Origin of the sequence: Achromobacter sp. UMC46, from assembly GCF_014170335.1 — a bacterium.
Taxonomy (GTDB): domain Bacteria; phylum Pseudomonadota; class Gammaproteobacteria; order Burkholderiales; family Burkholderiaceae_B; genus Achromobacter.
The window spans coordinates 89,815-111,313 of sequence record NZ_LZZS01000014.1; the positions used below are offsets into that span (position 1 = coordinate 89,815).

Here is a 21,499-nt window from a genome sequence, read left to right on the forward strand (position 1 = left end):
GCGCGTGGCCGGGCCTACAGGCCCAGCACCAGGCGGGCGATGATGCCCTTCTGCACTTCGGTCGTGCCGCCATAGATGGAGGTCTTGCGCATATCGGCGTAGCCCGCGCCCGACGCGGCGGCCATCTCGGGGCCTGGGCCCTGGAAATCGCTGTCGGCCTCAAGCCAGTCGGGGTCGTAGGGCCAGGCGTCCGGCCCGGCCACTTCCATCTGCAGCATGGCCAGGTCCTGCTGGATCTCGGACCCGCGGATCTTCAGCACGGAGGCCTCGGGGCCCGGCGTGCCGTCGTTGCTGGCGGCCACGCGCAGCAGCAGCATCTCCAGCGCCATGATGTCGACTTCGATCCGCGAAATGCGGTCGCGGATGCGGCTGTCCGCCAGCAGCGGCTTGCCGTGCGACTGCGTACGCGCGGCCATCTGCTTCAGGATGCCCAGTTCACGGTGGCAATGGCCCAGCCCGGCGATGCCGGTGCGCTCGTGGCCCAGCAGGTACTTGGCGTAGGTCCAGCCCTGGTTCTCTTCGCCCACCAGGTTGGCGACGGGCACGCGCACGTTCTCCAGCCAGACTTCGTTCACGTCGTGGCCGCCGTCCAGCGTACGGATGGGGCGCACGGTCACGCCCGGGGCGCGCATGTCCAGCAACAGCATCGATATGCCGCGCTGCGCGCGCGCGTCGGGGTCCGTGCGCACCAGGCAGAACATCCAGTCCGCATATTGCGCCAGCGTAGTCCAGGTCTTCTGGCCGTTGACGACATACTCGTCGCCATCCCGCACGGCGCGGGTCTTGAGCGAGGCCAGGTCGGACCCGGAGCCGGGTTCGGAATAGCCCTGGCACCACCAGTCCTCCACGCGCGGCATGCGCGGCAACAGGCGCGCCTGCTGTTCGGCGCTGCCGTACTTCATCAGCACCGGTCCGATCATGGACAGGCCGAAAGGCAGCAGGCGCGGGGCGCCTGCCTTGAAGCATTCCACTTCGAAGATCAGGCGCTGCAAGGCGTTCCAGCCGGTGCCGCCGTGCTCGACGGGCCAGTTGGGCGCGCCCCAGCCGTGGTCGGCCAGGATGTTGTGCCAGCGCACGTAGTCCTCGCGATCCAGCCGCTGATGCCGCAACACCTTGTCGCGGATATCCGCCGGCAGGTTGGCGGCGGCGAACGTGCGCACCTCGTCGCGGAATTCGCGCTCTTCTGGCGTCCAGGTCAGGTTCATGGTCTACCTCCTTTGCCCGGTATCTAGCCACGGCCCGGGCGCACCGGCAATCTGCCTCTTCTGAAGGCCGGCTTCGCGCAGGATGTAGGGCACCGCCCCACTACAGGCGCGCAAAAGGCCTGCTTCAGCAATGAAGAATGGCCGAACCCGGCGCCAGTGCCGACACTAGCAGCCGTCATCCACTGGAATCCCATCGCACCATGACTGTTTCCGATCACAAGGAAGGCGTGTCGCAGGGCGTCGAGGCGCAGTACCGCCAGGCGCTCGATCAGGGCCGCTTTCTTATCCAGCATTGCGCCGGTTGCGACCGCGCGGTGTTCTATCCCCGAATGATCTGTCCGCATTGCGGCGCCGACAAGCTGGCCTGGGCCGAGCCCGACGGGCGCGGCACCGTCTATTCCTCCACCGTGGTGCGGCGCAAACCCGAGGCGGGCGGCGACTACAACGTGGCGCTGGTCGACCTGCAGGAAGGCGTCAGGCTGATGAGCCGCGTAGAAGGCGTGGCCCCTGCCGACGTGCATATCGGCATGGCGGTGCGCGCCCGCGTGACGCAGCAGGACGGCCACGGCCTCGTGGTCTTCGTACCCAACAAGGAGGCGCCATGACGCTGAACGATTTGCGCGGCGCCGTCGCCGTGGCGGGCGTGGGCCACGCGGGCCTGGGACAGGCCGCGGGCTATACCGAAATGGAAATCCTGGTGCAGGCGGCGCAGCGCGCCGTGACCGACGCCGGCCTGACGATGCGCGACATCGACGGCATCTGCACGGCCAGCGTCGCGGCGCCGATGTGGGCCATGCCGGTGATCGAACACCTGGGCATCCGCCCGACTTTCATCGACAGCACCATGCTGGGCGGCTCCAGTTTCGTGGCGCACCTGATGCCCGCCCTGCATGCGCTGGCCTCCGGCCAATGCAACGCGGTGCTGGTCTGCTACGGCAGCACGCAGCGCACATCCACCCTGAGCCGGGCTGAAATCGGCCGGGTCCGCAAGCAGTTCGACCCCCAGCCCTACGAAACGCCGTACGACCCGCTAAGCCCGTTGTCGTCCTACGCGCTGGCGGCCGCGCGCCATATGCACCAGTACGGCACGCGCCGCGAACACCTGGCGCAAGTGGCGCTGGCGGCCAACCAGTGGGCGCAGCTGAACCCCGAGGCGCAACTGCGCGAACCGGCCACGCTGGACCAGATCCTGTCGGCCCGCATGATTTCCGACCCCTTGAGCGTGCGCGATTGCTGCCTGGTCACGGACGGCGCGGGCGCCTATGTGCTGGTGCGGGCCGACCGGGCGCGCGACCTGCCGCGCCCGCCCGTCTACGTGCTGGGCAACGCCACCGCGGTGTGGAACCGGCAGATCTCGTCCATGGAAGACCTGACCGTGACGGCCGCGGCCGAGTCGGGCAAGCGCGCTTTCGACATGGCGGGGGTGGCGCCGAAAGACATCGACGTGGTCGAACTCTACGACGCGTTCACCATCAACACCCTGCTCTTCCTGGAAGACCTGGGCTTCTGCGCCAAGGGCGAAAGCAAGGACTTCATCGCGGACGGCGCCATCGCGCCAGGCGGCAGGCTGCCGGTGAACACCAATGGCGGCGGCTTGTGCTGCGTGCATCCCGGCATGTACGGCGTCTTCATCATGATCGAAGCCGTCCGGCAGTTGCGCGGCGAATGCGGCGCGCGCCAGGTCGGCGACGCGCAACTGGCGCTAGTGCATGGCAACGGCGGCACGCTGTCCAGCCAATCCACCGCAATCCTGGGCACCCAGGCCACCCTTTGACCCCCAACGGCAACACCGATGCCCCAAGCTGAACCCATCACCCGCATCCACGAAGTCCTGGCGCTGCAAGCGCGCCAGCGGCCCGACGCCGTCTGCCTGTACGAGGAAGGCGGCGGCACGCTGACCTATGCCCAGCTGTGGCAACGCGTGCAGGCCGTGGCCGGCTGGCTGCGCGGCCAGGGCGCGCAACCCGGCCACCGGGTGCTGATGGTGGGGGAAAACTGCGCGGCAATGATCGCGGCGCTGTTCGGATGCGGGCTGGCGGGCGCCTGGCCGGTCGGCGTGAACGCCCGGCTGTCCGCGCGTGAAGTCGACAACATCCGCCAGCACGCGCAGCCCGAACTGCTGCTCTACACCACGGGCATCTCGTCCGCGGCGGCCGCGCACGCCGCGGACGCCGGCGCCACGGACGCCGACCCGGCCGTCTGGGGCCCTGGCGTGCAAGCCCTGCGCGCGGCCGTCCCCACGCAAGCCGAGACCGGCGAGCTGGCCGCGGAAGTGGCCACCGTGATCTATACGTCCGGCACCACCGGCGCGCCCAAAGGCGTGATGGTGCCGCATCGCGGATTGCTGCATTTCGCCCGCGTGTCGGCGGCCTCGCGCCGGCTGACCCCGCACGACATCGGCTATGCGGCGCTGCCCATGTCGCACATCTTCGGCGTCGCCACGGTGCTGATGGCCACCGTGCATGCCGGCGCCAGCCTGGTGCTGCGCAGCCGCTTCGACGCCGAAGACGCCTTCAAGGCACTGGCGCATCCGGGCGTCAGCATCCTGCAGGGCGTGCCCACCATGTTCAGCCGGATGATGGCGGTGGCGCCGCCGCGCGCGGACCTGCGCGCCCCCGCGTTGCGCTACCTCTACACCGGTGGCGCCGCACTGGACCCCACGCTCAAGCGCGACGCCGAACGCTACTTCGGCATGCCGATGCACCATGGCTACGGCATCACGGAGTACGCGGGATCGATGTTCATCACGCGTATCGACGCGCCGCGCGACGACTGCTCGGCGGGCTATGCGGTGGACGGCGTCGACCTGCGCATCGGCAGCCCCGACGGCACCACGCCCGCGCCGGGCGAACGCGGCAACATCCTGATCCGCGGCCCCGGCGTCATGCTGGGCTACTACCGCAGCCCCGAACAGACGGCGCAGGCGCTCTTGTCCGGCGGCTGGCTCAACACCGGCGACATCGGCTATATCGACGACAGCGGCGCGCTGTTCATCGCCGGCCGATCCAAGGACCTGATCATCCGGTCCGGCTTCAACGTGTACCCCATCGAAGTCGAATCGGTGATCAACGCCTTCCCCGGCGTGCGGCTGTCCGCCGTGGTGGGCCGCGACACCGCCGACCACAACGAAGAGGTCATCGCCTTCGTCGAGCCCCTGCCCGGCGCCACGATCGACACCAACATGCTGATGCTGCATCTGCGCGCCCAACTGGCGCCCTACAAGCGGCCCGCAAGAATCATCCCCATCGAGACCATTCCCACGACCGTCAGCGGAAAAATCCTGAAGCAGCCGCTGAAAGAAAGGCTGGCGTAAGCGCGGACCCGCTGTTCCGCTCCACGACCCGCCGCTTATACACAAGGAGACAACAGCGTGAACATCAAGACCCTGTTCGCCGCGGCCACCGCCGTGGCGGCGCTTGCCACGGCGGCTTCCGCCCATGCGGACGCCTACCCCGAACGCCCCATCCGCCTGCTGGTGGGCTACGCCCCTGGCGGCCCCGTCGACACCACGGCCCGCGTCTTCGCCAAATACCTGGGCGACAAGCTGGGCCAGACCGTCGTGGTGGAGAACCGCGCCGGCGCCAGCGGCATGATCGCGTCCGACGCCACCGCCAAGGCCGCGCCCGACGGCTACATGCTGGGCTTTGCCGCCAGCCCCACGTTGACCATGTCGCCGCTGGTCCAACGCAGCACGCTGTTCGATCCGCGCCGCGACTTCTCGCTGATCGGGCTGGTGGTCGACTACGCCAACGTGCTGCTGATCGGCCCGCAGATCCCCGCCAAGAACGTCGGCGAACTGGTCGGCTACGCCCGCGCGCACCCCGACGCGGTGTCGTTCGGATCCGCCGGCATCGGAGCCTCCAACCACCTGTCGGCCGAACTGCTGAAAAAGCAGGCCGACGCCTCCATGCTGCACGTGCCGTACCGCGGCAACTCGCCGGCCATGATGGACGTGATCAGCGGCAAGGTGACCTTCATGTTCGACATCACCAGCACCGCCATCCCCTTCATCAAGAGCGGCAAGGCCCGCGCGCTGGCCGTCACGTCCAAGACCCGCAATCCGGAACTGCCCGACGTGCCCACGATGATCGAAGCCGGCATGAAGGACTACGAAGTCGTCGGGTGGTATGCGCTGGTCGGCCCCAAGAAGCTGCCCGACGCCGTCTCGGCCCGCCTGACCCGCGCGCTGGACGAGGTCTCCAAAGACCCCGCTTTCCGCCAGGCCATGACCGAAGGCGGCTACACCATCAACGCCGGCGACGCGAAGGCGTTGCAATCCCGTATCGACCGCGAGTACGCCTTGTGGTCGGACGTCATCCAAAGCGCCAACATCCAGGCGAACTGACCCCCTCCGGAGCCCCACGATGCATCCTCCGCTTGCGCTACACGCCCAGACCCGCTTGCCGATCATCGGCGCCCCCATGTTCCTGGTCTCCGGGCCGGAACTGGTGGTGGCGCAATGCGCGGCGGGGATCATCGGCACGTTCCCTTCGTTGAACGCCCGTCCGCAGGAACAGTTGCACGACTGGATCACCCGCATCGAAGAAGGCCTGGCCGCCAAGCGCCGGGCCGACCCCGCCGCCCGTGTCGCGCCGTATGGCGTGAACCTGATCGTCCACCCCAGCAATCCGCGCTGGCAGGGCGACCTGGCCATCTGCGCCGAACGGCGCGTGCCGCTCATCATCACGTCGCTGCATGCGCCGGAAGCGGTGGTGCAGGCCGTGCACCCTTACGGCGGGCTGGTCTATCACGACGTCACCAACGTGCGCCACGCCAAGCGCGCGCTGGAGGCCGGCGTCGACGGCCTGATTCTGGTGGCGGCCGGCGCCGGCGGCCATGCCGGCCAGATCAACCCCATCGCGCTGGTCAACGAGATCCGCGCGTTCTATGACGGCCCGCTGGCGCTGTCGGGCTGCATCAGCCACGGCAAGGACATCCTCGCGGCGCAGATCCTGGGCTGCGACTTCGCCTACATGGGCACGCGCTTCATCGCCACGCAGGAATCGCTGGCGGGTGAAGCCTATCGCGAAATGGTGCTGCAGGCGCAGGCGGCAGACGTCACCTACACCCCGTACTTCTCGGGCGTGCCGGCCAACTACCTGTCCGCCAGCATCCAGGCGGCGGGGCTGGACCCTTCCGCGCTGGCCAGGCACGAAGATGTGCCGCCCGCCAACATGGACAAGAACTCCCGGCCCAAGGCCTGGAAAGATGTCTGGAGCGCCGGCCAGGGCGTGGGCGCCGCGCAGGAGATCCTGCCGATCGCGACCTTGGTGGACCAGTTGGAAGCGGAATACCGCAGCGCCCGCAACGCCTTGCTGGCCGCCTGAAACGCAAGACGGGCGGGCGGGCCTGTCACCAGGTCCCAGGCCCGCCCGTGTCGATCAAGCCACGCATCCCCGCCCTATTCCAGCTTGATGTTGGCGGTCTTGATCAGGTCGCGCCACTTCACGATCTCGTCTTTGACGAACGCGCCGAATTGCTCAGGCGTGCCGGGCTTGGGCTCGGCCCCTGCGGCGATCATGCCTTTGGCCGTGGCGGGGTCCGACAGCACTTTCACCATGTCGGCGTTCATGCGCTTCACGATGTCGGGCGGCGTGCCCTTGGGCGCCATCACGCCGCTCCACGAATAGGCTTCGTAGCCCGGCAGGCCGGATTCGGCGATGGTCGGCACCTCTGGCAGCATGCTGGAGCGCGTGGGGTTGCCCACGCCCAGCGCACGCACTTTTCCGCCCTTCAGATGCGGCACGGCCGACGGGCCGTCCGCGAACATCACCTGCACCTGTCCGCCCAGCAGGTCCTGCATGGCGGGCGCGCTGCCACGGTACGGAATGTGCTGGATCCGCACGCCGGCCATCGCATTGAAGAGTTCGCCCGCCAGATGCGTGCCGCCGCCGGTGCCCGACGAGCTGAACGACAGCTTGCCCGGGTTCTCCTTGGCGTAGGCGATCAGTTCGCTGACCGTATTCACGGGCAGCGACGCGTTCACCACCAGCACGATGGGAAAGACCGCCGCCATGCCCACCGGCACGAAGTCGCGGGTGATGTCGTAGCTGAGGTTGTCGCGCAGGCTGGGCAGCACCGCGTGATGGATGGACGCGAAGAAGAAGTTGTAGCCATCGGGCTCGGCCTTGGCCGCGAATTGCGCGCCGACGATGCCGCCCGCGCCCGACTTGTTGTCCACCACCGTCGGCACCGACCACAACTGGCCCAGCGGCTGCGTGGTGAAGCGCGCGGTGGTGTCCACCGGACCGCCCGCGGGAAAGGGCACGATGAAGGTCACGGCATGGCCCGGCCACGTGGCGGCGCGGGCGGTAATGGGAAATAAGGCGGGCACGACGGCGGCGGCGCACGCGGCGCCCAGCCCCGCGACGACGCGGCGGCGTTGAAGATCGGTCACTGCAGTCTCCTGAGTCTTGGTGTTATTCACGGTCAAGCTTCAAGAACTGCTGCCCGCCGCTCTTATTTATTATTTTCCGGGCGCGCGGAATCGCCGCTACACATTTTCAAAAGCCCCTCTTTCGCGCCGCGCCGTTGTTCGCTCACCGGACAGGATCTTCCCTACAACGATGCGCGGATACGACATCCGGCGCAGGCCGAAGGGAGGAAGGCAAATTCAGACCGAGTCCGACGCGCGACTGCCCCTATTGGCCGCGCGCGGCGCGTTGCACGTGTTCGATGAAGCACTCGGCGAAGCTGGGCAGGTCGCGGCCGCGCTGTCGGCACAGCAGGCGATCGCGCAGCGCCCAGGCGTCTTCCAGCTTCAGCACGTGCAGCGCGTCGGGGCGGCTATAGCGCGCCGCGCAGGCCCGCGGCACGACGGCGATGCCCGCGCCCGCCTCCACCATGCGGCACACCGCTTCGAAGCTGCCCACGTGCACACGCTGGCAAATGCGCTTGCCCAGGCCGCTGGCGATGTCTTCCAGGAAGGTCTGGATGGCGCTGTCCGGATGAATCCCAACGAACTGGTAGGCGTCGACCAGATCGACGAAATGCGCCGATTTGGAGGCCGCCAGCGGGTGGTCCAGCGAGGTCACCACGGTGAGTTCGTCGCGGAACAAGGGCGTGACGTCCAGCCCCGCCACATCGATGTTGCCGGCTACCAGGCCCAGGTCTCCGGCGCCCGCGCGGATCGCGATGACGATGTCCCCGGATATCTTCTCTTCAAGCTCGACGTCCACGTCAGGGTTTTCCGCAAGGAACGTGGACAGCGCGTCTGCCAGGAACGAATTCGTGGCGGTGGTGTTGGCCAGCAGCCTCAAGCGTCCCTTCAAGCCGCTGGCGTAAGGCTGCAAGTCGGCGTTCAGGCATTCCAGTTGCCGGAAGACGGCGTTGGCGTGTTTCAGCAGCACCTCGCCCGCCGGCGTCAGCGCGACGCCGGTCGCCAGGCGCACCAGCAGGCGCGCCTTGAAGGCTTCTTCCATGTGCTTGACCCGCGCGCTCGCCGCCGGCAGGGACAGGAACGTGCGTTCCGCAGCCCGGGTCAGATTGAGTGTTTCCCCTACGTTCAGAAACAAACGCAGGTCAGTCAAATCATGTCTCATGTTCCACCACGCAGAAGGGGGGCATTTCTAATTTTGAATTCTTCGAATGCCAGGGCGAATCTACCATGTGCTAATCCCGCGAACCAACCCGGTTGATGCGGAACTGTTTTCCACAGGCGGCGCATGCGCCGCAGCACAGGAGTCACAGGCAATGAGCGGCATGGTTTCCGGAAAGGTAGTGGTCGTCACGGGTGCGGGCGGCGGCATTGGGCGCAGCATCGCGCTGGCGATGGCGCAGGCGGGCGCGAAAGTGGTCGTGAACGACATCGGCGTATCGCTGACCGGTGAAGGCGGCGCGCAAGGCCCGGCGCAGGCGGTCGTGAAAGAGATCGTCTCGGCAGGCGGCCAGGCCGTCGCCAACACCGACAGCGTGGCCGCTTACGACAGCGCAAGCCGCGTGGTGCAGACCGCGATCGACGCGTTCGGCCGCATCGACGCGGTGATCAACAACGCGGGCAATCTGCGCGACCGCGTTTTCCACAAGATGAGCGAAGAGGAATGGCGCCAGGTGATCGACGTGCACCTGAACGGCTCGTTCTTCATGAGCCGCGCGGCAGCGCCCTATTTCCGCGAACAGGAGTCCGGCGCTTTCGTGCACATGACGTCCACGTCGGGCCTGATCGGCAACTTCGGCCAGGCGAACTACGCGGCCGCCAAGCTCGGCATCGTCGCCCTGTCCAAATCCATCGCGCTGGACATGGCGCGCTACCACGTGCGTTCGAACTGCATCGCGCCGTTCGCCTGGAGCCGCATGACCAGCTCCATCCCTGCGGAAACAGACGAAGAGAAGGCCCGCGTCGAAAAGCTGAAGAAGATGGAAGCCGGCAAGGTCGCGCCGATGGCCGTCTACCTGGCCAGCGACGCGGCCAGTGAAATCACCGCGCAGATCTTCGCGGTGCGCGCCAACGAGATCATGCTGATGAGCCAGCCGCGCCCGCTGCGCACGGTGCACCACAGCGAAGGCTGGACGCCGGAACGCATCGCCGACATCGCCGTGCCCGCCATGCGCAAGCACTTCTACGCCTTGGAGCGCTCACCCGACGTCATCGACTGGGACCCCATCTGAGACCGCCATGCCCCTGGATTACGCGACCGTGAAGAACTGGCGCTTTGACGATGTGCGTCAGCGCTACGAACAGAAAGACACCATGCTGTATGCGCTGGGCATCGGCCTGGGCCAGGACCCCGAAGACGCCGGCCAATTGCGCTACGTGTACGAAAAGGAATTGCAGGCATTCCCCACGATGGCCGTGGTGCTGGGCTATCCCGGCTTCTGGGTGCAGGACCCTCGCGCCGGCATCGACTGGGTGAAGGTGGTGCATGGCGAACAGCGCCTGACGGTGCATGCGCCGTTGCCCACGTCGGGCGTCGTCGTCGGCAAAAGCCGCAACACGCATGTGATCGACAAGGGCGCGGACAAGGGCGCCATCGTCATCACCGAACGCACGCTGCACGACGAAAGCGGCGCCTGCCTGGCCACCTTGCGCCAAAGCACCTTCTGCCGCGGCGATGGCGGCTTCGGCCAGGGCGACGACAGCCCCGAGGCCCTGCCCGCCGTGCCGGGCGGCAAGCCTGACCTGCAATGCGAGCTGCGCGTGCCGCCCAGCGCCGCCCTGCTGTACCGCTTGAACGCCGACCGCAATCCGCTGCATGCCGATCCCGAGGTCGCGCATCAGGCGGGGTATCCCCGGCCCATCCTGCACGGCCTGTGCTCGTACGGCGTGGCCGCGCACGCCATCGTGAAAAGCTGCTGCGGCTACGACGCGTCGCGGCTGACCAGCCTGAACACGCGCTTCTCGGCGCCGGTGTATCCCGGCGAAACACTGCAATGCGACATGTGGCGCATGCCGGACGGGCAAATCCGCTTCCAGGTGCGGTCGCGCGAACGCGATCTTGTCGTCATGAGCCACGGCACCGCGACGGTGCAATCATGACGCGCCCGCCCGCGCTAGACGGCATCCGCGTGCTGGATTTGTCGCGCATTCTGGCCGGCCCCTGGTGCACGCAGAACCTGGCCGACCTGGGCGCCGACGTCATCAAGATCGAACGCCCGCATGTCGGCGATGACACGCGCGCCTGGGGTCCGCCGTACCTGAAGGACGGCGACGGCCAGGACACGACCGAGTCCGCCTACTACCTCAGCGCCAACCGCAACAAGCGTTCGGTCGAAGCCGACATGGCCACGCCCGAGGGCGCGGCGCTGATCCGCGAACTGGCGGCAGCCAGCGATATCCTGGTGGAGAACTTCAAGGTGGGCGGCCTGGCCAAGTACGGCCTGGACTACGACAGCCTGAAGGCCGTCAACCCGCGCCTGATCTACTGCTCGGTCACCGGCTTCGGCCAGGACGGCCCCTTCGCGCAGCGCCCCGGCTACGACTTCATGATCCAGGGCATGGGCGGGCTGATGAGCATCACCGGCGAACGCGACGACCTGCCCGGCGGCGGCCCGCAGAAGGCCGGCGTGGCGGTGACGGACATCGTCACCGGCATGTACGCCACCGTCGCGATCCTGGCGGCCTTGCAGGAACGCCACCGCAGCGGCCTGGGGCAGCATCTGGACATCGCCCTGCTGGACAGCCACGTGGCGCTGCTGGCCAACCAGAACTCCAACTACTTCAATTCGGGCGTGGCGCCCACGCGCGCCGGCAACGCGCATCAAAACGTGGTGCCGTATCAGGTGTTCGCCGCCAGCGACGGCCACCTGATCGTGGCCACCGGCAACGAATCGCAGTACCGCGCGTATTGCCGCGCCATCGGCGTGCCCGAGCTGGGCGACGACCCGCGCTTCGCCACCAACCGGCTGCGCGTCACCAACCGCGAAGTGCTGATCGCCATGTTGACGGCGATCATGCTGGAAGGCCGGCGCGACGATTGGATCGCCAAGCTGGAAGCGGTGGGCGTGCCCTGCGGCCCCATCAACAACATCGCGCAGGCATTCGCGCATCCGCAGGCGCAGGCAAGGCAGTTGCGCCGGGACCTGCCGCATCCGTCCGGCGGCATGGCGCCGGTCACCGCCAGCCCGCTGCGGTTTTCGGCGTCGCCCGTCGTCTATCGCCGCGCGCCGCCGCTACTGGGCGAACACACCGAGGAAGTGCTGCGCGACGTGCTGGGCAAATCGGACGACGCCATCGCGGCGTTCAAGGCGGCCACCGCGAAGACGCCTTAGGACGGCAGGCGCGCTTACGCCACGGCGACGGGGATCTTGCCGATCTTGGCCTGCCATTCCTTGGGGCCCGTCGTGTGGACCGAGGTGCCCTGGGCGTCCACCGCCACGGTCACCGGCATGTCCTTCACGTCGAACTCATAGATGGCTTCCATGCCCAGGTCGGCAAAGCCCAGCACCTTGGCGCCGCGGATGGCTTTGGACACCAGGTAGGCCGCGCCGCCCACGGCCATCAGGTAGGCCGAGCCGTGCTTCTTGATGGCTTCGATGGCGACCGGGCCGCGTTCCGACTTGCCGATCATGGAAATCAGGCCGGTCTTCTCCAGCATCATGTCGGTGAACTTGTCCATGCGCGTGGCGGTCGTGGGGCCGGCGGGGCCGACCACTTCGTCGCCCACCGGATCCACCGGGCCCACGTAATAGATCACGCGGTTGGTGAAGTCCACCGGCAGCGATTCGCCACGGGCCAGCATGTCCTGGATGCGCTTGTGCGCGGCATCGCGGCCGGTCAGCATCTTGCCCGACAGCAGCAGGGTCTGGCCCGGCTTCCAGCTGGCGACCTCTTCCTTCGTCAGCGTGTTCAGGTCCACTTGCTTGGACTTGTTGTAGTCCGGCGCCCAGTGCACTTCCGGCCATTCCGACAACGACGGCGGATCCAGGCGCGCGGGGCCCGAGCCGTCCAGCTCGAAGTGCGCGTGGCGCGTGGCGGCGCAGTTCGGGATCATCGCGACGGGCTTGGAGGCCGCGTGCGTCGGGAAGGTGCTGATCTTGACGTCCAGCACGGTCGTCAGGCCGCCCAGGCCCTGCGCGCCGATGCCCAGCGCGTTGACCTTTTCATACAGCTCGATGCGCAACTCTTCCAGCTTGTTCTGCGGGCCGCGGGCCAGCAGTTCGTACATGTCGATGTCTTCCATCAACGACTGCTTGGCCATCAGCATGGCTTTTTCGGCGGTACCGCCGACGCCGATGCCCAGCATGCCGGGGGGGCACCAGCCGGCGCCCATCGTCGGGACCGTCTTCAGCACCCAGTCCACCAGCGAATCGCTGGGGTTCAGCATGGCGAACTTGGTCTTATTTTCCGAACCGCCGCCCTTGGAAGCGATTTGCACGTCGACCTTGTCGCCCTGGACAAGTTCGACGTGCAGGATACAGGGCGTGTTGTCGCGCGTGTTCTTGCGCGCAAACAGGGGGTCGTCCAGCACCGAGGCGCGCAGGGGATTGTCCGGATTCAGGTAGCCGCGGCGCACGCCTTCATCACAGAGCTCCTGCAGGGTGCGCTTGGTGTCAAAGCGCACGCTCATGCCGATCTTCAGGAAGACGTTGACGATGCCGGTGTCCTGGCACAGCGGGCGCTTGCCTTCGGCGCACATGCGCGAATTGGTCAGGATCTGCGCCATCGCGTCGCGCGCGGCGGGGCTTTCCTCGCGTTCGTAGGCGCGCGCCAGGTGGCGGATGTAATCCACGGGATGGTAGTAGCTGATGAACTGGATGCCATCGGCTATCGACTGGATGAGGTCTTCTTCTTTAATGATGACGGACATGGCGATTTACGGGTCTAGATGGAAAACTTGAAAACGCGGCTGGCGGGTGAAACCAACCACAAGGGAGAATAGATCGTTGTTGCTGCGCGGCCGCCTTTCAAGGCGGCCGGGGATACGCTTTATTTACCTTGCCAGACCGGCTTGCGCTTCTCGGCGAAAGCGGTCGCGCCTTCTTTGGCGTCGGCGGACGAGAAAATGTGGGCGATCAGCGGGCGCTGGCGGTCGAACATGCCTTCCTGCTCCCAGTCACCCGATTGCGACACGATGCTCTTGGCGGTCTGCACGGCCAGCGGGCCGTTTTCGACAATGGCGCGCGCCAGTTCCAGCGCGCCGGCCAGGGCGCCGCCCGGTTCGGTCAGGCGGTTGACCAGGCCGAACGAGTAGGCGCGCTCGGCGCTGAGCATCTCACCGGTCAGGATCACTTCCATGGCGATGTGGTACGGCAGGCGGCGCGGCAGGCGCAGCATGCCACCGGCGCCGGCCACCAGGCCGCGCTTGACTTCGGGCAGGCCGAACTTGGCGTTGCTGGCGGCCACGATCAGGTCCGAGGCCAGGGCCATTTCGCAGCCGCCGGCCAACGCATAGCCTTCCACGGCGGCGATCAGCGGCTTCTTCGGCGGGCGTTCGTTCAGGCCAGCGAAACCACGGCCTTCCACGTAGGGCCGCTGCCCGGATTTGGCAAACGCCTTCAAGTCCATGCCCGACGAGAACGTGCCGCCGCCACCGGTCAGGATGCCGATACGGACATCGTCGCGGCTGTCCAGCTGGTCCAGCGCGGCGGCCATGGCCTGCGCGGTTTCCAGGTTGATGGCGTTCTTGGCTTCGGGGCGGTTGATCGTGATGATCTGGATGCCGTCAGTGACTTCCACCGTGATCAGGTCTGACATTGGGACTGCTCCTTCCGGGAATTCTCGGAATCGGGTTCCGGGTTTTATATAAGACTTGGGACGTAACCTGGAATCATACGACCATTGGTTTCCAGGCGCAGCCGGGGCCTCCCGGAGCGTCCGCCAGCGGCACACTTCGCGCCCCGGCCGGATGACCGGGAAGCATAGATGTAACCGCCCACCCGGCATTCGGGAACAGGACCGGCCCGGGCCAGTTAAAATGCCCGGTTTCCCACGCCCAAGGCAAGCCTTGCCCGGCGAGTCGAATTCCAAGAATCCTATGCTCACCTTTCAGCAAATCATCCTTACGCTCCAGGAATACTGGGACAAGCAGGGTTGCGCCCTGCTGCAACCCTACGACATGGAAGTCGGCGCCGGCACCTCGCACACGGCCACATTCCTGCGCGCGATCGGCCCGGAGCCGTGGCGCGCCGCCTATGTGCAGCCGTCGCGCCGCCCCAAGGATGGCCGCTATGGCGAAAACCCCAACCGCCTGCAGCACTACTACCAGTATCAGGTCGTGCTGAAGCCGGCGCCCCCGGAAATCCTGGATCTGTACATCGGCTCGCTGAAGGCGCTGGGCATCGACCCGACGCAGCACGACATCCGCTTCGTCGAAGACGACTGGGAAAATCCGACGCTGGGCGCCTGGGGCCTGGGCTGGGAAGTCTGGCTGAACGGCATGGAAGTCACGCAGTTCACCTACTTCCAGCAAGTGGGCGGCCTGGACTGCACGCCGACCACGGGTGAAATCACCTACGGCCTGGAGCGCCTGGCCATGTACCTGCAGGACGTGCAAAGCGTGTACGACCTGGTCTGGACGGAAGGCGCCAACGGCAACCGCGTGCTGTACCGCGACGTGTTCCACCAGAACGAGGTGGAGCAGTCCACCTACAACTTCGAGCACTCGTCGGCCGACATGCTGTTCGCGCACTTCAACGATTACGAAACCGAAGCCAAACGCCTGATGGACGTGCCGCTGGCGCTGCCGGCCTACGAGGCCGCGCTGAAAGCCGCGCACACGTTCAACATGCTGGACGCCCGTGGCGCGATCAGCGTCACCGAGCGCGCCGCCTACATCGGCCGCATCCGCAACCTGTCGCGCGCCGTCGCCCAGGCTTACTACGAATCCCGCGAACGACTGGGCTTTCCCATGCTGGGCCGCAACCAGGCCGCCGGGGAGGCTGCATAAATGACGACGAACATCCGCCCGCTGCTGGTCGAACTGCTGACCGAAGAACTCCCGCCCAAAGCCCTGCAAAAGCTGGGGCAGGCCTACGCCGAAGGCGTGCGCGCCACGCTGGAGCGCCACGGCCTGCTGGCCGACGGCTGCGCCGTGACCGCGTATTCCACGCCGCGCCGCCTGGCCGTGCACCTGTCCGCCGTGCTGGCGCAGGCGCCCGACCAGCCCTACGCCGAAAAGCTGATGCCCGTGAAGATCGGCCTGACCGCGGACGGCGCGGCCACCCCCGCGCTGCAGAAGAAGCTGGCGGCCAAGGGCTTGGAGAACATCGATCTGGCCACGCTGGACCGCGAATCCGACGGCAAGCAGGACTACCTGGTCGCGCGCGGCACCGCCGCCGGCGCCCATCTGGCCACGGGCTTGCAGGAAGGCATCGACACGGCACTGAACAGCCTGCCGATCCCCAAGGTCATGCGCTACCAATTGGCCGATGGCGTCACCACCGTCAAGTTCGTGCGCCCGGCGCACGGCCTGGTCGCCCTGTTCGGCGCCGACGTGGTGCCGGTGTCCGTGCTGGGCTTGACGGCCGGCCGCGACACTCTGGGCCACCGCTTCATGAGCAGCGGCCCGGTGTCGTTCGCCGACGCCGATTCCTACGCCGCCACGCTGGCTGAAAAGGGCCGCGTCGTGGCGTCCTTCGAAGGCCGCCGCGACGAGATCCAGCGCCAGTTGCTGGACCACGCCGGCCGCCTGTCGGCCACGCTGGGCGACGACCCGGAAGTGGCCGCGCTGCTGGATGAAGTGACGGCGCTGGTCGAACACCCCACCGTCTACGTGGGCCAGTTCGAAGAGCAGTTCCTGCAAGTGCCGCAGGAATGCCTGATCCTGACCATGCGCTTGAACCAGAAGTACTTCCCGCTGTTCGACCCGGCCACCGGCCGCCTGACGCACCGCTTCCTGATCGTGAGCAACATGCAAACGGACAACCCGGTGAACATCGTCGAAGGCAACCAGCGCGTGGTGCGCCCGCGCCTGGCCGATGCGCAGTTCTTCTTCCAAACCGACCGCAAGACGCCGCTGGCCGCGCGCGTCGAGCAATTGGGTTCCATCGTTTATCACAACAAGCTGGGCACCCAGCTTGAGCGCGTCGAGCGTGTGCGCGCCATCGCCCGCGGCGTGGCCGGCCAACTGGGCGGCGACATATCGGCCGCCGACCGCGCCGCCATGCTGGCCAAGGCCGACCTGGGTTCGAACATGGTGGGCGAATTCCCGGAACTGCAAGGCATCATGGGTGCGTACTACGCGGCCGGCGACGGCGAGCCCGACAGCGTCGTGCAAGCGCTGCGCAACCAGTACCGCAACCGCTACGACTCGCCCGTCACCCGGGACACGCTGACCGCCGCCACGCTGTTCATCGCCGAACGCGTGGAAACGCTGGTCGGCATCTGGGCCATCGGCCTGGCGCCCACGGGCGAACGCGACCCCTTCGGCCTGCGCCGCGCCGCGCTGGGCCTGATCAGCGCGTTCGAACAACTGGCCGCCGGCGGCTGGCTGAAGATCAGCGAAGAGGGCCCGCTGTCCCTGGACGGCCTGCTGGACCTGGCCGCGGGCACGTTCCCGGCCGGCAAGATCCCGGCCGAGACGCTGGCCGAAGTCCGCACCTTCATCTACGAGCGCTACCGCAACCAGCTGATCAACGAATTCGACCGCAATGCGGTGGAAGCCGTCATCGCGCTGACGCCGCCGCTGCATCAAGTGGCCGAACGCGTGCGCGCCGCCGCCGCCTTTGCGCAGTTGCCTGAAGCCGCCAGCCTGGCCGCCGCCAACAAGCGCATCGGCAACCTGCTGAAAAAGGCCGAAGGCGAGATCGGCGCGGTGAACGCCGCCGCGCTGGTGGAACCCGCGGAAAAGGCCCTGGCCGCCGCGGTCGCCACCCTGCGCCCGCAGGCCGAAGCCCAGCTTGCCGCCGGCGACTTCGCCGGCAGCCTCTCCACGCTGGCCCAGGCCCGCGAACCGGTGGACGCTTTCTTTGCCGACGTCATGGTCATGGCCGAAGACCCGGCCGTGCGCGCCAACCGGCTGGCCCTGCTGGGCCAGCTGCATGGCCTGATGAACCAGGTGGCCGACATTTCCAGGCTGGCACAGTGAAACTGATCATCCTCGACCGCGACGGCGTCATCAATCAGGACAGCGATGCGTTCGTCAAGAATCCCGACGAATGGATCGCGCTGCCGGGCAGCCTGCAGGCGATCGCCCGGCTGACGCAGGCGGATTGGAAAGTGGTGGTCGCCACCAACCAGTCGGGCCTTGCGCGCGGCCTGTTCGACATGGACACGCTGACCGCCATCCATACCAAGATGCGGCGCGAGCTGGCCGCCGTGGGCGGCAGCATCGACGCCGTTTTCCTGTGCCCGCACGGTCCGGATGACCATTGCACCTGCCGCAAGCCGCGCCCCGGCATGTTCGAGCAGATCGGCCTCCGCTACGACATCGACCTGGCCAGCGTGCCGGCCGTGGGCGATTCGCTGCGCGACCTGCAGGCCTCGTCCTCGGTCGGCTGCTCGCCCTGGCTGGTGCAGACCGGCAACGGCAAGAAGACCCTGGCAAAGGGCGGTTTGCCCGACAACACGCGCGTATGCGAAGACCTGTCGGCCGTGGCCGACGCCCTGCTTCAGGACAATTGATTCGATGGCCCGGCTACGCTCGCTGCTGTACTTCCTGTTCCTGGCCGTCACGGTCATCCCCTACGCCTTCGCCTGCGTCCTGTGGGCGCCGCTGCCCCTGCACTGGCGCTACAAGCTGACCGTGGGCTGGCCGCGCCTGGCGGTCTGGGGCGCCAAAGTCTTCTGCGGCATCCGCTGGCAGGTCAAGGGCTGGGAAAACCTGCCCGACGGCCCCGCCGTGATCCTGTCCAAGCACCAGTCGGCCTGGGAAACGCTGTTCTTCCCGGCCCACATGCCGCGCGAGGTCTGTTTCGTCTACAAGAAAGAACTGCACATGGTGCCGTTCTTCGGCTGGGGCCTGGCGTTGCTGCGCATGATCGCCATCGACCGCGCGAAGGGCCGCGACGCCTTCGACCAGGTGGTCAAGCAAGGCCAGACCCGAATGGACGAAGGCCGCTGGCCGCTGCTGTTCCCCGAAGGCACGCGCGTGCCGCCGGGCAAAACGGCACGGTTCAAGATGGGCGGCGCGCTGCTTGCCTCGCGCACGGGCGCGGTCGTCATACCCGTGGCGCATAACGCCGGGGAGTGCTGGCGGCGCAACGCTTTCGTCAAATATCCCGGCATGGTCACCCTATCGATCGGTCCCGCGATAGAATCCAAAGGACTCTCCCCCGAAGAACTGAACCGAAAGGTCCAGGACTGGATCGAAGGGGAAATGCGGCGTCTCAACCCCGAAAGGTATGTCTAGCACTGATCAGCTCGAACTCCTGTTCGACGTGCAAGAAGACGACGCGCCCCAGGGCGCGTCGCCGCTGATCGCCACGCCGAAGCCGCCGGCCGCGCCTCGGCCGTCCGCACCGCGCGCCGCGCCGCCGCAGCCGGTCACTCCGAAGACGTTGTTCCCCGATGCGCAACCCGGCCCCGCGGGCGAGCCCCTGCTGACGCTGTCGCCCAACGCGTCGTCCCGCGTCCCCACGCCCTGCCCCGACCCGCTGCCTCCCGGCGCGCGCTGGCGCGAAGTCCCCACCGACCACCAGCCCATCGGCTTCGTGCTGCTGCGCTCGCGCCGCCGCAGCATCGGGTTCGTGATCACCGACGACGGCCTGCGCGTCACCGCGCCCAGCTGGGTGACGCTGGCGCAGATCGACGACGCGGTGCGTGAAAAAGCGCGCTGGATCCTCGCCAAGCTGCGCGAATGGCATGCCCGCAAGCAGCAATTGGCCATGGCGCATACACGCTGGCAGCCGGGCGGCGAACTGCCGTACCTGGGCAAGCGCATCCTGATCGGCGTGGGCGGCGACAGCCGCCAGGCCCGTTTGTCCGGCGATGCGGAAGCGCCGCAGGACGGCGACACCCTGTGGCTCGCCCTGCCTTCCACGGCCGAACAAAGCCGCATCCGCGATTCGGCGCAGGCCTGGCTGCAGCAGCGGGCCGGTGCCTGGTTCGGCGCGCGGCTGGCGCATTTCCTGCAGATCAGCGGCCTGAAGATCCGCCGCTGGCGCCTGTCGTCCGCCGCCACGCGCTGGGGCTCCTGCACCAGCGACGGCAACATCATGCTGAACTGGCGGCTGATCCATTTCGCGCCCGCCATCATCGATTACGTCATCGCGCACGAGCTTGCGCACCTGCGCGAGATGAACCACAGTCAGGACTTCTGGCATGAAGTGGGGCAGATCCTGCCTGACTTCGAAGACGCCAAGAACATCCTGCGGCGCCACGACCCCGCTTCCCTTCCACAGTTCTAGAAGCCCCTCTGGAGAGACAAGATGCTTCTGCTCATTCCCGGCCCGGTCACGACCGACGCGCGGGTGAAGGCCGCCATGGCGCAGGATTACGCGCCCTGGGACAACGATTTCCGCGAAACCTACCGGCAGGTCTGCGCGGGCGTGCTGCGCGTGGCGCAGGCATCGCCCGATACGCACGCCGCGCTGGCGCTGCCCGGCTGCGGGCACTTCGCGGTGGAAGCCGCTATCCGCACCTTCGTGCCGCCCGGCGGTCGCCTGCTGGCGCCGTCCACCGGCGCCTACGCGTCCCGCCTGCAGAAACTGGCGGGCGATGCGGGCCGGGTCGCCGTGCCCCTGGCCGTGGGCGCGGCCGAACGCGTGGACCCGGTGGCCGTCGCGGCGGCCCTGGAACGGGATCCCACGCTGACGCACCTGGCGCTGGTCTACAGTGAAACCGGCAGCGGCATCTGCCATGACGTGCCCGAACTGGCGCGCATCGCCCATGCGATGGGCCGCCGCGTCATCATCGACGCCGTGTCCGCCTTCGGCGCGCTGCCATTGGACCTGTCCGCCCTGCCCGCGGTGGACGCCGTGGTGCTGACCGCCAACAAATGCCTGGAAGGGCTGCCGGGCGCCGCCTTCGTGGTGGCCCGCGTCGACCGCCTGGAGGCCACGCGCGGCAACGCCGGCAGCTGGTCGCTGGACCTGGCCGACATTTATCAGCACACGCTGGCTCCCAACGCCGGCCCCCGTTTCACGCCGCCGGCGCCCACGCTGGCTGCGCTGGCCGTGGCCCTGGAACTGTTTCAACAGGAAGGCCGCGAGGCCCGCCTCGCGCGCTACACGGCCAACATGCACACGCTATATGATGGCGTGATCGAACTGGGCCTGGCGCCCCACCTGCCGCGCGACCTGCAGGGCCCCATCGTCGTCAATGTCTGCGCACCAGACGCCCCGACGTGGAACCTGCAGCTGTTCGTCGACGCGCTCAAGGCGCGCGGCTACGTGCTCAGCAATTTCAGCAACACCGAACAACCCACGTTCCGGGTCGGCTGCATCGGCGCTTTCGGCGCCGGACAAATGCGGCTTGCGGTCGACGCCATGGGCGGCGCACTGCGCGACATCGGCATCACCCGGGAAAGCGCCGGCGCCCCGCTGCGCTTCCCGCAACCCCTCATCGCTTAAGGAAAATATCCATGCGTATGCTCCACACCATGCTGCGAGTCGGCAACCTCGACCAATCCATCGATTTCTACACCAACGTGCTCGGCATGCGCGTCCTGCGCCGCAACGACTATCCGGAAGGCAAGTTCACGCTGGCCTTCGTGGGCTATCAGGACGAAAGCGAAGGCGCGGTCATTGAACTGACCCACAACTGGGACACCGAAAAGTACGACTTGGGCAACGGCTACGGCCACATCGCGCTTGAAGTCGACAACGCCTACGAAGCCTGTGACAAGGTCAAGGAACGCGGCGGCAAGGTCACCCGCGAAGCCGGCCCCATGAAGCACGGCAAGACGGTCATCGCTTTCGTGGAAGATCCTGACGGCTACAAGATCGAGTTCATCCAGAAAAAGGGACGGCAAGACTGA

Annotated in this window: 20 protein-coding genes; 15 read left to right on the top strand and 5 right to left on the bottom strand. The window is 67.3% G+C overall.

The features are described from left to right. Nucleotides 1-14: 14 nt before the first annotated feature. Nucleotides 15-1,205 (bottom strand): acyl-CoA dehydrogenase family protein, encoded by a 1,191-nt coding sequence (locus tag A9973_RS13720; RefSeq protein ID WP_183014311.1) that lies wholly within the window; start codon nucleotides 1,203-1,205, stop codon nucleotides 15-17. A 200-nt stretch (nucleotides 1,206-1,405) separates the two neighbouring features. Here A9973_RS13720 and A9973_RS13725 point away from each other — a divergent pair, with 200 nt between their 5' ends. The 5 genes from A9973_RS13725 to A9973_RS13745 are packed head-to-tail and all read left to right on the top strand — an operon-like array spanning nucleotide 1,406 to nucleotide 6,532. Continuing rightward, on the top strand, nucleotides 1,406-1,810 hold the full coding sequence (locus tag A9973_RS13725; protein ID WP_183014312.1) for a Zn-ribbon domain-containing OB-fold protein: 405 nt from the start codon (nucleotides 1,406-1,408) through the stop codon (nucleotides 1,808-1,810). Further along, nucleotides 1,807-2,979, top strand: a complete 1,173-nt coding sequence (locus A9973_RS13730) for a thiolase (protein WP_183014313.1) — start codon at nucleotides 1,807-1,809, stop codon at nucleotides 2,977-2,979. Before A9973_RS13725 ends, A9973_RS13730 begins: the two co-directional genes overlap by 4 nt. 18 nt (nucleotides 2,980-2,997) lie before the next feature. Beyond that, nucleotides 2,998-4,518 carry a class I adenylate-forming enzyme family protein gene (locus A9973_RS13735; protein ID WP_183014314.1) on the top strand — a complete coding sequence of 507 codons (1,521 nt, stop codon included), beginning with the start codon at nucleotides 2,998-3,000 and terminating at the stop codon, nucleotides 4,516-4,518. 57 nt (nucleotides 4,519-4,575) lie between these two features. Further along, on the top strand, nucleotides 4,576-5,550 hold the full coding sequence (locus A9973_RS13740; protein WP_183014315.1) for a tripartite tricarboxylate transporter substrate binding protein: 975 nt from the start codon (nucleotides 4,576-4,578) through the stop codon (nucleotides 5,548-5,550). Nucleotides 5,551-5,569: 19 nt separating this feature from the next. Continuing rightward, nucleotides 5,570-6,532, top strand: coding sequence for a nitronate monooxygenase family protein (locus A9973_RS13745; RefSeq protein WP_183014316.1), 963 nt, complete (start codon nucleotides 5,570-5,572; stop codon nucleotides 6,530-6,532). A 74-nt stretch (nucleotides 6,533-6,606) separates the two neighbouring features. Here A9973_RS13745 and A9973_RS13750 read toward each other — a convergent pair whose 3' ends face one another. Both A9973_RS13750 and A9973_RS13755 read right to left on the bottom strand, forming a co-directional pair. Continuing rightward, entirely contained in the window at nucleotides 6,607-7,602 is a 996-nt protein-coding gene (locus A9973_RS13750) for a tripartite tricarboxylate transporter substrate binding protein (protein ID WP_183014317.1), read from the bottom strand. A gap of 244 nt (nucleotides 7,603-7,846) precedes the next feature. Continuing rightward, the gene (locus A9973_RS13755; protein ID WP_183014318.1) at nucleotides 7,847-8,746 is read right to left on the bottom strand and encodes a LysR substrate-binding domain-containing protein; all 900 of its coding nucleotides are present in this window, start codon (nucleotides 8,744-8,746) and stop codon (nucleotides 7,847-7,849) included. Nucleotides 8,747-8,897: 151 nt separating this feature from the next. On the opposite strand from A9973_RS13755, the gene A9973_RS13760 reads away from it, so the two are divergent. From A9973_RS13760 to A9973_RS13770, 3 genes are read left to right on the top strand one after another with little or no spacing between them, the layout of a single operon-like run. Further along, nucleotides 8,898-9,812 carry an SDR family NAD(P)-dependent oxidoreductase gene (locus tag A9973_RS13760; protein ID WP_183014319.1) on the top strand — a complete coding sequence of 305 codons (915 nt, stop codon included), beginning with the start codon at nucleotides 8,898-8,900 and terminating at the stop codon, nucleotides 9,810-9,812. A 7-nt stretch (nucleotides 9,813-9,819) separates the two neighbouring features. Next, nucleotides 9,820-10,680: a MaoC/PaaZ C-terminal domain-containing protein gene (locus A9973_RS13765; RefSeq protein WP_183014320.1), complete on the top strand. Its 861-nt coding sequence runs from the start codon at nucleotides 9,820-9,822 to the stop codon at nucleotides 10,678-10,680. Beyond that, nucleotides 10,677-11,912 carry a CaiB/BaiF CoA-transferase family protein gene (locus A9973_RS13770; RefSeq protein WP_183014321.1) on the top strand — a complete coding sequence of 412 codons (1,236 nt, stop codon included), beginning with the start codon at nucleotides 10,677-10,679 and terminating at the stop codon, nucleotides 11,910-11,912. The genes A9973_RS13765 and A9973_RS13770 overlap by 4 nt, the downstream gene beginning before the upstream one ends. 14 nt (nucleotides 11,913-11,926) lie before the next feature. On the opposite strand, the gene A9973_RS13775 is transcribed toward A9973_RS13770, so the two are convergent. Beyond that, a complete protein-coding gene (locus A9973_RS13775) occupies nucleotides 11,927-13,450 on the bottom strand; it encodes a fumarate hydratase (RefSeq protein ID WP_183014322.1) in 1,524 nt (507 codons plus the stop codon). A 119-nt stretch (nucleotides 13,451-13,569) separates the two neighbouring features. Then, nucleotides 13,570-14,337 (bottom strand): crotonase/enoyl-CoA hydratase family protein, encoded by a 768-nt coding sequence (locus A9973_RS13780; RefSeq protein WP_183014323.1) that lies wholly within the window; start codon nucleotides 14,335-14,337, stop codon nucleotides 13,570-13,572. Nucleotides 14,338-14,617: 280 nt separating this feature from the next. Here A9973_RS13780 and glyQ point away from each other — a divergent pair, with 280 nt between their 5' ends. Genes glyQ through gloA form a run of 7 tightly spaced genes read left to right on the top strand, consistent with a single transcriptional unit; the run spans nucleotide 14,618 to nucleotide 21,499 of the window. Further along, nucleotides 14,618-15,529 carry a glycine--tRNA ligase subunit alpha gene (glyQ, locus tag A9973_RS13785; protein ID WP_183014324.1) on the top strand — a complete coding sequence of 304 codons (912 nt, stop codon included), beginning with the start codon at nucleotides 14,618-14,620 and terminating at the stop codon, nucleotides 15,527-15,529. Beyond that, the gene (glyS, locus tag A9973_RS13790) at nucleotides 15,530-17,668 is read left to right on the top strand and encodes a glycine--tRNA ligase subunit beta (protein ID WP_183014325.1); all 2,139 of its coding nucleotides are present in this window, start codon (nucleotides 15,530-15,532) and stop codon (nucleotides 17,666-17,668) included. After that, on the top strand, nucleotides 17,665-18,204 hold the full coding sequence (gene gmhB, locus A9973_RS13795; protein ID WP_183014326.1) for a D-glycero-beta-D-manno-heptose 1,7-bisphosphate 7-phosphatase: 540 nt from the start codon (nucleotides 17,665-17,667) through the stop codon (nucleotides 18,202-18,204). Before glyS ends, gmhB begins: the two co-directional genes overlap by 4 nt. A 4-nt stretch (nucleotides 18,205-18,208) precedes the next feature. Continuing rightward, nucleotides 18,209-18,931 carry a 1-acyl-sn-glycerol-3-phosphate acyltransferase gene (locus tag A9973_RS13800; protein ID WP_183014327.1) on the top strand — a complete coding sequence of 241 codons (723 nt, stop codon included), beginning with the start codon at nucleotides 18,209-18,211 and terminating at the stop codon, nucleotides 18,929-18,931. Continuing rightward, nucleotides 18,924-19,928: a M48 family metallopeptidase gene (locus A9973_RS13805; RefSeq protein WP_183014328.1), complete on the top strand. Its 1,005-nt coding sequence runs from the start codon at nucleotides 18,924-18,926 to the stop codon at nucleotides 19,926-19,928. The genes A9973_RS13800 and A9973_RS13805 overlap by 8 nt, the downstream gene beginning before the upstream one ends. A 21-nt stretch (nucleotides 19,929-19,949) precedes the next feature. Beyond that, a complete protein-coding gene (locus A9973_RS13810) occupies nucleotides 19,950-21,092 on the top strand; it encodes a 2-aminoethylphosphonate--pyruvate transaminase (RefSeq protein WP_183014329.1) in 1,143 nt (380 codons plus the stop codon). Nucleotides 21,093-21,103: 11 nt separating this feature from the next. Next, entirely contained in the window at nucleotides 21,104-21,499 is a 396-nt protein-coding gene (gene gloA / locus A9973_RS13815; protein ID WP_169270708.1) for a lactoylglutathione lyase, read from the top strand.